Raw genomic sequence first — 14,597 nt, forward strand, 5'->3', positions numbered from 1 at the left:
GGTTCAATGCCCGCCTGCGATGACCGGCCACCATGTTTGAAAATGAGAGCCAGATGACCCTGAAGACGAATATGATCCGCCTTGCTGCCTGGGCGCTCGCGCCGCTGGCCGCCGCCGGCCTCGCCATTGGCGCGCCCGCAATCGCCCAATCGGCGAGCGCGCTGTCGTCGGTGCAGTCGCATCTCAAGTCGACAAGCTCGATGACCGCCGATTTCGTGCAGACCGATCGCAACGGCCAACGGCTGAGCGGCAAGCTGACCTTGAAACGGCCCGGCAAGATTCGCTTCCAGTATCAGAAAGACGTGCCGTTGCTGATCGTCGGCGACGGCAGTTCGCTGACGATGATCGACTATGAGGTGAAGCAGGTGCAGCGCTGGCCGGTGAAGAATTCGCCGCTCGGCGCGCTGCTCGATCCCGACCGCGATCTCACCAAATATGCCAAGGTCCTGCCCACCGGCAGCGGCGACGTGCTGAGCGTCGAGGTCAAGGATCCCAAGCGCCCCGAATATGGTACGATCACCATGGTATTCGTCCGCGACGGCTCGGCGCCCGCCGGGCTGCGGCTTCGCGGCTGGGTCGCGCTCGATTCGCAGAACAACCGGACGCGGATCGACCTCACCAACCAGAAATTCAACGTCGCGGTCGCCGACTCGGCCTTCAAATGGACCGACCCGCGGCCCAAGCAGCGCGGCCGCGCGGGCTGACGCACCCGCTCTTTTGACGACCTCTTCAGCCGGCGCCGGAGCCCCGAATGGATTCGGCGCCGTTTTCCGGACCAACCGTCGCCCTGCATCGACGAACTGCAAAAAACGGCGCGAAGGCGTTCATTTTCGTTCAGCTTGGCGACAGGGAAGACCGGCTATTCCATCTCTCGAAGGCGCCACCACGGCCCCCGGATTTGGGTTTCCCCCTGTTGCCCCACCCGGACTGCCAGGCACCTTCATTCAAGAGCGTGACGAACGCTGACCTTGAACCCCCGTTCCACCGCCCCTGGGACGGGGGTTTAATTTGTCCGGTGCTCGCGCACCGCAGGCCGGGCAAGATTTCTCCTCGTGCCGTTGCACGCCCGCGCTCGCGCCGATAGAGCCACCGCATGACTCGTACCAGCATCGCTTCGTGGAACATCAACAGCGTCCGCGCCCGCATCGGCATCGTCGAAAAATTCCTTCGCGAAGAAGCGCCTGACGTCCTCTGCTTGCAGGAGACGAAGGTCGAATGCACCCTGTTCCCGCCCGACATGTTCAAGCGGTTGGGCTATGAGCATATTGTCACCCACGGCCAGCGCATGCACCACGGCGTCGCGATCGTCAGCAAGCTGCCGCTGACCGACGTGCGCAAATATGACTGGCAGGCGAACGGCGAGGCGCGCCACGTCGGCGTGACGCTGCCGTCGGGCGTGCGGCTCGACAATGTCTATATTCCCGCGGGCGGCGACATTCCCGACCGCACCCTCAATCCGAAATTCGGGCAGAAACTCGATTTCTTCGGCCGCATGACCGAATGGTCGAGCGCCCTTGTCGATGCGCCGACGGTGCTGACCGGCGATTTCAATGTCGCACCGCTCGAAAGCGATGTGTGGAACCACAAGGCGCTGCTCGATGTCGTCAGCCACACCCCGATCGAGGTCGAAACGCTCGCACGGCTGCAGGCGGCATCGAACTGGGTCGACCTCGGGCGCCACTTCATCCCGGCGCCGGAGCGTCTCTACACCTGGTGGAGCTACCGCGCGAAGGATTGGGAAGCGTCGAACCGCGGCCGCCGCCTCGACCATATGTGGGTGACCCCCGACCTGATGCCGAAGGCGGTGTCGCATCGCATCGTCCAGCCCGCGCGCAGCTGGGAACGCCCGTCGGACCATATCCCGCTGATCACCGAGTTCGATTTTTGAGCCATATCGGCGCCCGACGGGCGGCACGCGCCATCGACGCGCTGCGGCGCGGCTGGCCGTTTCGTGTGCAGGGCACCGACGGGGCGCTCGATCTGCTCGCGGTCGAAAGCGCCCGCGATGATGCACTTGCAGAGTTTGGAAGCCACGACGTGTTGCTCTCGGGCGAACGCGCGGTCACGCTCAAGCTCACCAATCAGCGCGTCGCCGCAACGCCGGGTCCGGTCCGGCTGGCGAACGCCGCCGATACCGTCACGGCCGCCCTCGCCATCGCCGATCCGGCGCTCGATCTGGCGAACCCGCTCAAGGGGCCCTTTCGTACCGTCCCGACCAGCGGCGAAGCGGCCGCGACCGCCGCCATGACGATGGCGCGGCACGCCGGCCTGCTCCCCGCTTTCTTCGTGCGCGAAGCTACGGGAGAAGCCGAAACCATGTGCAGCGTCGACGATGTTGCAGCGCTGCTCGATCCCACGCGCCTCCAGGTCGCGGCACGCGCGCGCCTTCCCGTCGAAGCCAGCGAAAGCGCCGAGATCGTCGCCTTCCGTTCTCCCGAAGAGGCGTCGGATCATGTCGCGCTCGTCATCGGCAAGCGCGACGGCAATCCGCCCGTCGTTCGCCTCCACAGCGAATGCCTGACCGGCGACGTCCTCGGCAGCCTCAAATGCGATTGCGGGCCACAGCTCCATGCCGCGCTCCATGCGATGGCAGACGCGCCGTGGGGCGTGCTGCTTTACCTCAGGCAGGAAGGCCGCGGCATCGGCCTCGTCAACAAGCTGCGCGCCTATGCGCTGCAGGATCAGGGCTATGACACGGTCGACGCCAATCTGCGGCTCGGCTTCCCGGTCGAGGCGCGCGATTTCGCGATTGCCGGGCGGATGCTCGAATTGCTCAATATCCCCCGCATCCGGCTGATGACGAACAATCCGGAAAAGGTCGCGCGGCTCGAGAAGGAGGGCGTCGAGGTGGTCGAGCGCTTGCCCCTAGCGCTGCCGACGAACAAATATAACGAGCAATATCTGGCCACGAAACGCGATCGCACGGGGCACCAGCTTTAGCGCGCGTCATCCCAGCGAAAGCTGGGATCTCCACCGTCTTGTCAGAACGATAGCGGCCCCAGCTTGCGCCGGGGCGACGCCATCGACGCCATCTTAGTGCACGAACCGCGCGACGACGTCGCGATAGCTGCGGCTGACCTTCACCTGCGCACCCGAACCGAGCACGAGGAAGCATTCGCCGTTGGTGTGCGGCTTGACCTGCTTGACCTGCGACAGGTTGACGATCGTCGAGCGATGCACGCGCTGGAAATTGCGCGGGTCGAGCCGCTTTTCCAGATCCTTCATCGTTTCGCGCAGGATCAGGCTGTTGTCGGCGGTATAGATGCACATATAGTCGCCCGCGGCGTCGATGCGTTCGATGCTGTCGACGTCGACGCGGAAGATCTGGCCGCGATCCTTGATGTTGATCATCTTTTCATAGCGATCGGCGGCGTGCGTATCGGGGGCGACCTCGGCGTCATAATCCTCGACCGCTTCGGGCGCGACCTCGGCGAGCACGGTCTTGAGGCGCTCGACTTCGGCGACGCCGCGCTTTTCGGCGAGCCGCTGGCGGACGCGGTCGAGCGCATCGGCGAGCCGTTCAGGCTCGACCGGCTTGACGAGATAATCGACCGCCTGCGCCTCGAACGCGCGGATCGCGTGATCCGAATAGGCGGTGACGAACACCACCAGCGGCGGTTCGACCTCCATCAATCCCTGGATCACCGAAAAGCCGTCGAAACCCGGCATCTGGATGTCGAGGAACACCAGGTCGGGCTTGTGGGTCTTGATCTTTCTGATGGCTTCGCGGCCATTTTGTGCGGTGTCGACGATTTCGACGTCCGTGTGCGGTTCGAGCCGCAGTTGCAGGCCTTGGGTGGCCAATTTTTCATCATCCACCAGGATGGTTCTGATCGTCATGTTCTCTCGGTTCCAATCGTCATTTGCCCATCGGGCTGGAACGGAAACTCGATAACCACCGTGAAGCCGCCCTCAGCGCCCACATGGACGTCGAACCGGTGCTGGTCGCCAAAAGCCTGCGCCAGCCGGTCCCTGATATTGGCTAAACCCACACCGGTCGATTCCGTTGCAATGCCTGTGGTGGGGTCCGTGCGCTCGGCTGACAATCCCGCGCCGGTGTCGGACACGGTAATCCGAACATTTTGACCGGCCAACTGTGCGGACAGCGTGATATCGGCGCCATCCTCCTGCGGCGTCACAGCATATTTGATCGCATTTTCGATGAGCGGCTGGAGCAGAAGCGAGGGCAATCGGGCCCGCGCGACCGCCGGATCGATCGCGAAATGCGGGCGCAGCCGGTCCTCGAAGCGCATTTTTTCGATTTCGAGGTAGAGTTTCAGCGTCTCGATCTCCTGCGCCAGCGTCACTTGCGCGGTCGGCTCGTTCGCGAGCGTGTAGCGCAGGAACGCCGACAGGCGCGACAGCATCGCGTTGGCGGGCTCGGCCTGTTTCAGCAGCACGAGGGTCGAAATGCTGTTCAGCGTGTTGAACAGGAAGTGCGGGTTGAGCTGGTAACGGAGCATCGCGAGCTGCGCCGACGCCGCCTGCGCCTCGAGGCGGATGACGCGGTCATTCTGCTCCTCGAGCTGGAGGAAATAGTTGATCGCGAAATAGAGCGCCGACCAGGCCGCGAGCGATGTCGCGTCGATATACATCGCGCCGAGGAGCAGGCTGGTGAAGCCCGCGTCGCTCGCCGGATTCTGGATCTGCGCGACCCACGCGTCGATAAAGGCCCAGAGCGCGGTCGCGATCCCCGCAAGCCCGAAACTGACGCCCCACATCAAGAGCGGACGGCGGTTGATCAGCGCGCGGTAACAGGCCGACAGGATCAGCGTCAGCGAAAAGCCGGTGATCGCCGAAATCGTCTGGGGAATGAGGAAGGTGAAGGCCTGGCCATTGGCAAGCCCCGACACCCCGCGCAGGCCTAGCCATGCGGCCCAGCCCAATATCTGCAGGTTCCAGAAGGCCCGGACCTTGTTGTCAAAGAAAGGGCCCGGCGAGGACAGTCGGAAAAGCGGCATGGGAGTCTGTGCGATGGCGATGGTCAGTCGCCGCGCGGGCGATATCGGAAACCGGCGCGGCCGATCATTCGGCGGCTACCGGCGCCAGTCCGCCGTCGCTGCGCACGCGGGCCTGACCAAGCGGCTGCAGTTCCGCGCGATGCTTCCACAGCAATTCCTTATACCCGATCACCCGGCCGTCGTGCGCGGTGAGCGTGACGGGGCCGATCGGTTGTTCGTCGCGCGCATCGACCAGCACCGGGGTCGACGGCACGCCCGCGCCCCATTTCTCACCCCATTGGCGCAGCGCAATCATCGCGGGGAGCAGTTCGATGCCCTTTTCGGTCAGTTGATACTGAACCTTGCGCCGGTCCTCGGCCATCACTTCGCGCGCCATGATCCCATGGTCGACCAGCCGCGACAGCCGGTTCGACAGGATGTTGCGCGCGATGTTCAGTTCCTGCTGGAACTCCTCGAAATGATGGACGCCGTTGAAGGCCGCGCGAAGGATCATGAACGACCATCGCTCGCCCATCGCTTCCAGCGCCAGCGGCAGGGCGCAATTGCCCCCGTCCATATCGTTCAGCAGTTCGCGTAATTTTCCCATGACCCAAGCCCTAACGTAAAATCGGCATATCCGTCAAAAAAATATAGGGCCTCCGTTGCATTTCGCAACTCAAAGTCTAGGTAGCGCTTCGCAACCTTTTGGTTGCGCAAAAACAGGAGGTCCCAATGCCCATATTCACGCTTTCTCCCCGCACCCATAACTTCGCGATTGCAGGCGCCGCGCTGTTCGGCGGGCTCGCATTCGCGTCGGCCGCGACCGCCGCGGGCGGCACCTATTATCACGCCGAGCTCGCCAGCCCGGCTACCCAGACGCGCTTCGTCGCGCGCGATGTGGTCTGGGCGTGCAAGGACGCCAGCTGCATCGCCGGCCAGGGAACGAGCCGCCCGCTGATCATGTGCTCGGCGCTCGCGAAGGCTGTCGGTCCCGTGACGAGCTTCACCGCAGGCGGCAAGGCGCTCGACGCCGACGACCTCGCGCGCTGCAACGCCGTGAAATAATCCGCCCCGCGGGCCATATCGAAAACCGCTGCACTTCTCCTTTCGCGGATGGAGTGCGGCGGTTTTTCTTGCGCGTCCCGCCCTCGGCGAACGATGCTTCCAACCGCCTTTATCAAAGTTGCGGAACGCCGGTGGTTCGGCGCAAGCAAATTTCGCATTGCAATTGCCTCTACATCAACGACATTGAACGCGATGCTGAGGCAATATGAACTTGTCGAGCGCGTGCGCGCTTATGATCCCGACGTCGACGAGGCGCTGCTGAACCGCGCCTATGTGTTTACCGTGCAAAAGCACGGCAGCCAGAAGCGCGCGTCGGGCGACCCCTATTTCAGCCATCCGGTCGAGGTCGCGGGCATTTTGACCGACCTCCATCTCGATGCCGAGACGATCGTCACCGCGCTGCTCCACGACACGCTCGAAGATACGCTGACGACCCCTGAAGAGATCGAACGCCTGTTCGGCAGCGACGTCGGCCGGCTCGTCGACGGCGTCACCAAGCTCAGCAAGATCGAGGCGCAGACCGAAAACGAGCGCGCCGCCGAAAACCTGCGCAAATTCCTGCTCGCCATGTCGGACGATATCCGCGTGCTGCTGGTCAAGCTTGCCGACCGGCTGCACAATATGCGGACGCTGCATTTCATCAAGAATCCCGAGAAGCGTCGCCGCATCGCCAAGGAGACGATGGATATCTATGCCCCGCTCGCCGAGCGGATCGGGATGTACGAATATATGCGCGAGATGCAGCTGCTCGCGTTCAGCGAGCTCGAGCCCGAAGCCTATGCGACGATCACCGGCCGCCTCGCCAAGCTGACCGCGGGCGGCAAGGACAAGGTCACGGCGATCAGCCGCGAGTTCAAGGAGCTGCTCGCCAAGAACGGCATCGAGGCCGATGTGTCGGGGCGCGAGAAGCACCCCTATTCGATCTGGCGCAAGATGCAGGAACGGCACGTCAGCTTCGAGCAGGTCACCGACATCATCGCGTTCCGCATCATCACCCCGACCGATGCCGATTGCTACGCCGCGCTCGGCCTTCTCCACCGCAAGTGGAAAATGGTGCCAGGCCGATTCAAGGATTATATCTCGACGCCGAAGCGCAACGGCTACAAGTCGCTGCACACGACGATCATGCACCAGCAGAATATGCGGATCGAAATCCAGCTTCGCAGCCTCGGCATGCACCAGCAGTCCGAATTCGGCTTCGCCGCGCATTGGGCGTATAAACAGGGCGGCACCGCCCCCGACGGTCAGGCGGGGTGGATCCGCGACCTGATCGAAATCCTCGAACAGACGCACGACCCCGAGGAGTTCCTCGAAAACACGCGCATCGCGATGTATCAGGACCGCATCTTCGCCTTCACCCCGAAGGGCAGTTTGCACCAGTTGCCGAAGGGCGCGACCCCGGTCGATTTCGCTTACGCCGTTCACACCGGGCTCGGCGACCGCACCGTCGGCGCCAAGGTCAACGGCAGGCTGGTGCCGCTCCGCACCCAGCTGAGCAATGGCGACACGGTCGAAATCCTCTCCTCCGACAAGCAGACGCCGCAACCCGCGTGGCTGGGCTTTGCGGTCACCGGCAAAGCGCGCGCGGCGATCCGCCGCCATGTGCGGTCAAAGGAAAAGGTCGAACTCGCGGCGCTCGGCCGCAAGATGTATGACGAAATCGCGCTCCGCCTGCCGAACAAGGTCGGCGACAAGGCGCGGATCGCGGCGCGCGAGCGGCTGAAGCTCGACGACGACACCGCGCTCTATGTCGCGATCGCCAAGCAGCGGATCACCGACAATGCGCTGCTCGAGGCGCTCGTCCCCGGCATCACCGCCGAGATGAAGACCAAGCCCGGCAAGCTCGTGCAGGGCGCTGCAGTGTCGATCGCGGGGCTGACGCCGGGCGTCGCCTATCAGCTCGCCGATTGCTGCCACCCCGTTCCGGGCGACCGCATCGTTGGCCTGTCACGGCCGGGCGAAGGGATCGAGGTGCATGTCATCGACTGCCCCCGCCTTGCCGACGGGATCGATGCCGACTGGATCGACCTCAGGTGGCAGGAAGACAGCGAGGGCGGCAATGCCCGGCTGTGCATCGTCATTTTGAACGAGCCTGGCACGCTCGCCGAAATGTCGGGCATCCTCGCCGCCAATATGGCGAACATCACCAATTTGCGCCTGTCGAACCGCGAGGGTGGTTTCCACACCTATGACGTCGTCGTCGAGGTGCGCGATGTTCAGCATGTGATGCGCATATTGTCAGCGCTGCGCGCGTCCGACACGGTGGTTCAGGCCGAGCGGCAATAACCGTCATCCCAGCGAAAACCGGGATCGCTGGCAGCATTTTCGGAACGATAGCAGTCCCAGCTGTCGCTGGGACGACGATTCATCAGTTCGCGTAGAGCAGCGGTGGCCGCCAGGCATTCTGGTCGACCTCGTCGCTGACCTTGTAGACCACGCCCTTGCTGTTCAGGAACAGCTTCTCCATTTCGGGCCGCGTGAACGGCCGCGATCCGACGCGCCCGAAAACCGCCATCTGGCCGCCCGTCTCGTCGACCGCGCGGTCGCGGTCGAGACCCTTCGACAGCGCGAGCGCGGGCGACGGCGTCTTCGCCCACGCGATCAGCTCGGGGGTCGGTTTCGGCGAGAAGCCGTAAAGGCCCGGGTTATCGGGGCTGGTTAGCTGCAGCACCTTGATCCCGTTCCGCCCGTCGGCGACATAACCGAACAGCGACGCATTGGTCGATGCGACGATCACGTCCTCGGCATCATTGAGCGCGCCGCCAAAGGTCAGCCCCGGCCAGACGATCGGCGCTGCGGGGCGCGTCACATCGACGATCACCAGCCCGTCCGCCTTCGCCGCGACATACATATAGGTGCGCGCCAGATAGATTTTCCGCGCGTTGGCGAGCCGCACCGTGCCCGCGGGCACCGCTACCGGCTGCGCCAGATTGGTGACATCGAACAGCTTCACGCCTTCGGCATCGGTGACCCAGAGGTAACGGAACTGCACCGCGCTCGCACGCGCATCGGTCAGCGGCAGCTGCGCCGTGACCTTGGGCTGGAGCGGCGTCGACAGGTCGAGCACGACGAGGCCCGCGTCGGTGGTGATATAGGCCATGCTGCCCGCGAGCGTCACATGCCGCGCCCCCGCCAGCACGTTGCCCTCGTTCCACGTCAGCGCGCGCTTGAACTTGTTGTTGCGGAATTCACCGTCGGCCAATGTGTCGATGTCGACGAGCACCAGCCCTTCGACGCTGTCGGTGATCACCGCGTAACGGTAGATGTCGTGCATCACCTGTTCGTGGTTCTCGGGGAAATTCTTCACGATATTCTCGTTGCGCGACACGCTGATCGGCTGCGTCGTCGCGATCGCCATGCACGTCGCATTTTTCGTCTTCACATGCGTGTCGTGCCCGAGCGCCGAGAAGGGCGCGCGGATGATGCGTTCGGAGAAGCCCTTATTGCCGATCGACGCGACGTCATAGACGCGGAAGCCGCCCTTGCCCTCTGCCACGAACATATATTCGCCGCGCTGCTGCAGGCAGTTCACGCGCCCGCTCGTCCCCTGGACTATGTTCGCAAACTCCTCGAGCGCATGCGTTTCGCCCGAGCCCTTCTCGTCGAAAGTCTTGCCACGCACCCAATTTTTGAGCTCGCGCCCATTCTGTTCGACGTGCAGCTTCCAATAATCGGGATAGGCATATTTCTGGAGATAGCTGCCGATCACCGCCTGCGGTTCGTCCCATTCGGTGACGCGCGTCGCCTGGAAGCTGTTTTCCTGACCCGACCAGACGTTCAGCCCGACGAAATTGACGAAATTGGTGCCGAGCAAATTGAGCTGCGCCATGATCGCATTATTGTCGTCGGCCGTCGATAGGTGACAGTCGCTGCACTGCTTCGTTTCCGAACGCCGCACCGTATGCGGGAAATGCGGCGCGAACGCCTGGCTCGAATAGCCGGCTGACGAGATCGGCGGTTGCTGCACATAGATGCGCTCGCGGTTGATGTTCGTCGACGACAGCACCAGCGCCGAGGTCGAGCGCACCGGGGTGATGATGCCGCGCGCCTCGCCATTCGGGCCGGGCTCGCCGGGCTTGGTCAGCTGGTGCCGGCCGAGCTGGAACATCTCGTCGCGCGCCACCTGCGGGTTGTACGTCGCGAAGTTCCGCGTCTCCTCACCCTCGAAATGGTGCATCTTGGTCTTCCAGTTCGCCTCGATCGGCAAATGGCAGCCGCCGCAGCTCGTCGTCCACGACAGGTGACAGGTGAAACAGGTCATCTTGTCGTCGCCGTGCGCGCGGTCTTCCTTCACGACCCCCGGCCCCCATTCGAACTTGCCGTCCTCGCTGCCTGCCCGCGCCATCAGCTTCGCGCGCGCCGCCTTGGCGTTGAAATGCGGTCCCGGGGTCACCGCCTGCTTGACCAGACTGACCTGCCATTCGAGCTTCGGATCGACGATCGAACGCTGGATCAGGCCGATCACCTCGGCATCGTCATTATACTGGAATTCGAAACGGCGACGCCCGTCGGGATTGCGCAGCAGCGCGAGATTATTGCCCTGCGGCCGCGCGGCGACGTTCGAGGTCAAGAGGTTCGGGAAAGCGTCGGCGGTGCCGTGGCAATCCTTGCAGCTGATCTCGACCGCGTTCGCGACCTCGCCCTGGATATAGCCGTTGCCGTGGCTGTCTTGCGCAAAGTGGCAGTCGGCGCATTGCATGCCCTTTTCGGCGTGGATGTCCATCATATGGACCGCCTTGCCGGGATTGATCCCGGGCGGCACGAACTTGCCCTCTACACCCGGCCGGCCCGGATCGGCGCTCGACAGGCAGATGTCGCGCTCCTTGGGATCGGTGTAATGGCTGCAGCTCTTGCGCCATTTTTCGGGATCCTTGGGATCGATGATATTCGCGGTGTCGGTGCCATAGGTCGACATATTGCCGTCGGCGGTCAGCAGATTGCCGTTGCGGTCGCGCTTGAAGATCCCGCGGAAATTCCAGCCATGGCCGTGATAATCGGCGAACTGCGTATCCTTGTTGCTGTCGTTGACGTCATAGACGTCGCGCAAAAACTCGACGTCCGCCCACAGCCCGCGCGTCGCCGCGCCCTCGGGGTTGCGTTCGAGCACCTGATGGACCTCGGCCGCGGTCGGATAGCGCTGCTGCTTGTATTTCTTGTGATACTCTTCGTCGCTCATCCCTGGCGGCCGCGGCGCTGTATTGTCCGGCCCCGGCCACATCTGTGGCGCGTCGGATTCATAATCCCACATCGTGTAGCCGAGGTAGGAGTTCAGGAAGATGTTCGGCTGGTGCATGTGGCACGACATGCACTGCGACGTGGGGATCGCGCGGGTGAAGGTGTGGCTGATCGGATGCCCCGATTCGCGGCGCGGCTGCTGCTCGGGGCGTGCCGGAACGTCGGGATCGGCGGGATCGACCAGCGCGCCATGACCGCCGCCGGCCTGATGGCCGTCGCCCGCGCCATGCGCATCGCCGCCGTGCCCGCCTTCGGGCTTCCATTTCTTCTCCGCAATCGTCGGATCGACCGTCGCCGTCTCGCCGTCGCGGCCGAATTTGGCATAGGTCAGGCTGTGCCGCGGCTCGCGGTCGTTAGCGTAGACGACGTGACAGCCCGAACAGCCCGAATGGCGATAGTCGCCGGGCTGGTCGTTCGTCCCCATAAACCATGACAGCGGGTCGTTGAGGCGCGTCTTGTGGATGTTGAGCACGGGGATCGAGACGCGCAGGCCGGTGCCGGGCCCGCGGTTCGATTGCTTGAGGTCGGGGCGGCCGGGTTCCTCGAGCCGCTGGATGCTGCCCGTCGGGTTGGGCAGGCCGATTTCGGGGAATTGCGTGTTGATGTTGCGCCCGCCGCGTTCGAACACGCGGAACACGTCGCCCGGCGGCAGCACGCTCCAGCGCGGCAACGGATACATTTTCGCGAGCGCGCCGCGCTTTTTCTCTTCGTCGGTCAGAATCTTGTCGAAGCCAAAGCTCGGCTTGCACGCTTCCTTATATTCCTCGGCGGTCAACCGCGACGAGGGCGACAGGATGCACGCGGGTTCGCCCTTGCGGGTATAAGCCTCGCCGAAGATGTAGTTCTTATAGGGGACGATGCCGTTGTTATACGCCGCGCCGCCCCACAGCATCGCGCCGGTCGACATCATCGACCGCTCGGTCGCCTCGATCACCTCGAGATGACACGAACCGCACGCTTCGCGCGCGACGCGATAGTCGCTGGGGTTCACGAAGCGGATGAATTCAGGCGATTCCTTGTTGAGCAACGTATAGCTGCGCTGCGGGTTCGCCGAGCTGTCGTGCCACGCGCCGGGCAGCGTCGGCTGCGGGTGCGCGAGCGCCATCACCGCCTTGTTCGTCGGATGCTGGTAGCCAAGGCTCGGCGTGCCGCGCTGGCTCGCATCGCCGCCGTGGCAGTCGGTACAGCCAAGCTTCACCGCGGGAGTCGCGTGCATCGACGGCTGGTCGGTACGCGTGTGGCAGCTGTAGCAGCCCTCCGATTTCGCGCTGACATCGGCATCGCTCTGCTCGCGCGGCGCCGGCGGGGTGAAGCGATATTCGATCTTGAGCGGCTTTTCCTCTTCGGCCGCGCGCGTGACGCTCACGCCCAGGCTGATGCTCATCAGCAAGAAGGCGAAGAGGGCGAAGAGTTTGCGCGTCACGATCAGAAACTCACGATCACATTGGCGAGGATGGAGACGTAGGCGTCATTCTTCTGCTTGTTGTCGAACAGGTCCTTGAACCCCTTGCCGGGCAGCAGCACCGCGCCGCTGAGGCGCCCGACGATGTTCTGCGTTGCCTTCGGCCGCCAGATGGTCGCGACCGACAGGTCGAAACCGATATCTTTGGGGATCGACCCTTCGGTGCGCAGCGCCTGCAGGCTCGACGTATTTTCGAACCACAGATGGTTGAAATTGGTGCTGACGCGGAACTCCGGCGTCAGGTCGAAATCGGCGCCCGCGCCGATGAAGACGGTGCCCGGATTGTTGAAGTTCGACTGCCCCTCTTCCTTCGACGAGCGCAGCGAATTCAGGATGCCGTTGCGACCGCTGATCGCGATGACGCGCCCGCCGCCCGCGAAGGGGATCGTCTGACGAATCCAGTAGCTGGTGTCGGCGCCGCCGAAGATCGGATTCTCGAAGATCGCGTCGAACCCGCCCTCGGTCTTGTTATACGGATCGCCGTCACCGGTCGCATAGAGCCCCGAGAGGCGGAAGCGCATCCAGTCGTGATCGTAGCTGAGTTCGACCGCGCCGAAGCCCGCGCGGATCTCGGCGGGCTTGCTCGTGAAGAAACTGTTCCGGTCCTCGCCCAGCGCGGCGTAGAAGCTCGCGGTGACGTTGATACGGCCGACGCGGCCGTCGGCGCTGTAGCCCAGATAAACGACGTCATATTCGCGGCCACGCAAATCGCCGAGCAGCGCCGGCCGCACCGGGAAGCCATTATGGTCGATCTGCACGTCATTCTTTTCGCGGTTCATATTGTACGTCACGCTGGCCTGGCTGGTCAGCCCGACGAAAGGGAAATCCTGGCGATAGAGATTGCCCGTGAAGATGAAATCGCTGCGCGGGGTCTGGGTGATGTCGTTGAGGCCGCTGTTCGTGTCCTTTTCGAGCCGCCAGAAGGCCGCGAGATTATATTGGAAACGGTTGTTGTCGCGATTGCCGAACAGGCGGATGCCGAGCTGGCTGTCGTTGAACAGGAAGCCGCGAAAATCGCTCTGGAACGGCTGGATGCCAAGCCGGATCGAGTAGAAATCATAGCGGTCGGACGTGTTGCCGAGATGCTTGTCGACGAACAGCTCCTGCACGCCGAGGAAGCTGTCGTAGCGATGGCTCGCCTTCGACGGGCGCACGTCGAGCACGCGCCGTTCGGGCACGTCGACATAATTGGCCTGATAGGCGAGGGTGACGCGATATTCGATGTCGGGCGGCTTGAACGCAGTCGAGCCCTTGATCAGCGCGGCGCCGGCGATGAAGGTCTGCGCGAAGACGAAGCTACGGTCCTTGCCGAACACGTCGAGGCTGCCCGGCCGCTCGGTCGTCTGGACGCCGACGGGTATGGGGAAGGTGCGCGGTTCGAACACCGTGTCGGACACCGCATTGGCGACAAAGAACCAGTCGTCGCCCTTGATCGGCAGCCATTTGACCTTGTCGGGATTGATCGCGCGGTCACCCTTATAGGTGTTCTGGTTATAGGGGTCGAACCAGCGTTCCTTGACCACGCCAAGCGTTTCGATGAGGCGCCAGCGGTCCGGAACGGGCAGCTGGTCCTCCATCCCCGGAAAGGCTTGCGGCGGCGGCGGGCGCAGCGCGCCGACATTGTCCTGGCTCAGGGCGTCGGGAAGGTCGGGGCGATAGCCGGGGCGGCGGCGGCCCTCGATGATCTGCGTCACCGGGTCGTCCTTGATCACCTCCTGCCAGTCGACGGGCGGCGGCGGCGGAATCAGCTCTTCGGCGGGCTGCTCTGCGGGCGTCGCGTCACCCGCGACCGGCGGACCTTCGGGCGCGGGCGGCGGCGGCGTGACATCGGCCCCCGGCGCGCCCTGCGCCGCGAGTGTCGCGATGATCGGCCAAAGGCTGCCCCCCGTCATCAT

The 14,597-nt window shown here is 63.8% G+C and carries 10 protein-coding genes; 5 read left to right on the forward strand and 5 right to left on the reverse strand.

Annotated features, from left to right (window positions below; translation table 11 throughout):
• The first annotated feature begins 71 nt into the window (after positions 1 to 71).
• The 3 genes from ACTJI5_RS05870 (at position 72) to ribA (ending at position 2,940) form a co-directional block, all read left to right on the forward strand.
• Entirely contained in the window at positions 72 to 704 is a 633-nt protein-coding gene (locus ACTJI5_RS05870) for a LolA family protein (RefSeq protein ID WP_440859832.1), read from the forward strand.
• 389 nt (positions 705 to 1,093) lie between these two features.
• Entirely contained in the window at positions 1,094 to 1,888 is a 795-nt protein-coding gene (locus ACTJI5_RS05875) for an exodeoxyribonuclease III (RefSeq protein ID WP_058539237.1), read from the forward strand.
• A 5-nt stretch (positions 1,889 to 1,893) separates the two neighbouring features.
• The gene (ribA, locus tag ACTJI5_RS05880) at positions 1,894 to 2,940 is read left to right on the forward strand and encodes a GTP cyclohydrolase II (RefSeq protein WP_440859833.1); all 1,047 of its coding nucleotides are present in this window, start codon (positions 1,894 to 1,896) and stop codon (positions 2,938 to 2,940) included.
• 93 nt (positions 2,941 to 3,033) lie between these two features.
• Here ribA and ACTJI5_RS05885 read toward each other — a convergent pair whose 3' ends face one another.
• From ACTJI5_RS05885 to ACTJI5_RS05895, 3 genes are all read right to left on the reverse strand, one after another.
• Positions 3,034 to 3,840, reverse strand: a complete 807-nt coding sequence (locus ACTJI5_RS05885) for a LytR/AlgR family response regulator transcription factor (RefSeq protein WP_037517222.1) — start codon at positions 3,838 to 3,840, stop codon at positions 3,034 to 3,036.
• Positions 3,837 to 4,961, reverse strand: a complete 1,125-nt coding sequence (locus ACTJI5_RS05890; protein ID WP_058539236.1) for a sensor histidine kinase — start codon at positions 4,959 to 4,961, stop codon at positions 3,837 to 3,839. Before ACTJI5_RS05890 ends, ACTJI5_RS05885 begins: the two co-directional genes overlap by 4 nt.
• Positions 4,962 to 5,025: 64 nt before the next feature.
• The gene (locus tag ACTJI5_RS05895; protein WP_037517228.1) at positions 5,026 to 5,547 is read right to left on the reverse strand and encodes a winged helix-turn-helix transcriptional regulator; all 522 of its coding nucleotides are present in this window, start codon (positions 5,545 to 5,547) and stop codon (positions 5,026 to 5,028) included.
• A gap of 125 nt (positions 5,548 to 5,672) precedes the next feature.
• Here ACTJI5_RS05895 and ACTJI5_RS05900 point away from each other — a divergent pair, with 125 nt between their 5' ends.
• Complete coding sequence (locus tag ACTJI5_RS05900) at positions 5,673 to 6,005, forward strand: CC_3452 family protein (RefSeq protein ID WP_440859679.1); 333 nt, start codon at positions 5,673 to 5,675, stop codon at positions 6,003 to 6,005.
• A gap of 192 nt (positions 6,006 to 6,197) precedes the next feature.
• A complete protein-coding gene (locus ACTJI5_RS05905) occupies positions 6,198 to 8,291 on the forward strand; it encodes a RelA/SpoT family protein (RefSeq protein WP_058539257.1) in 2,094 nt (697 codons plus the stop codon).
• An 82-nt stretch (positions 8,292 to 8,373) separates the two neighbouring features.
• Here ACTJI5_RS05905 and ACTJI5_RS05910 read toward each other — a convergent pair whose 3' ends face one another.
• Both ACTJI5_RS05910 and ACTJI5_RS05915 read right to left on the reverse strand, forming a co-directional pair.
• The gene (locus ACTJI5_RS05910; protein ID WP_440859834.1) at positions 8,374 to 12,624 is read right to left on the reverse strand and encodes a hypothetical protein; all 4,251 of its coding nucleotides are present in this window, start codon (positions 12,622 to 12,624) and stop codon (positions 8,374 to 8,376) included.
• A 41-nt stretch (positions 12,625 to 12,665) separates the two neighbouring features.
• Positions 12,666 to 14,597 carry a hypothetical protein gene (locus ACTJI5_RS05915; protein ID WP_440859680.1) on the reverse strand — a complete coding sequence of 644 codons (1,932 nt, stop codon included), beginning with the start codon at positions 14,595 to 14,597 and terminating at the stop codon, positions 12,666 to 12,668.

The sequence above is a fragment of the Sphingopyxis sp. 22461 genome (assembly GCF_052044915.1).
Taxonomy (GTDB): domain Bacteria; phylum Pseudomonadota; class Alphaproteobacteria; order Sphingomonadales; family Sphingomonadaceae; genus Sphingopyxis.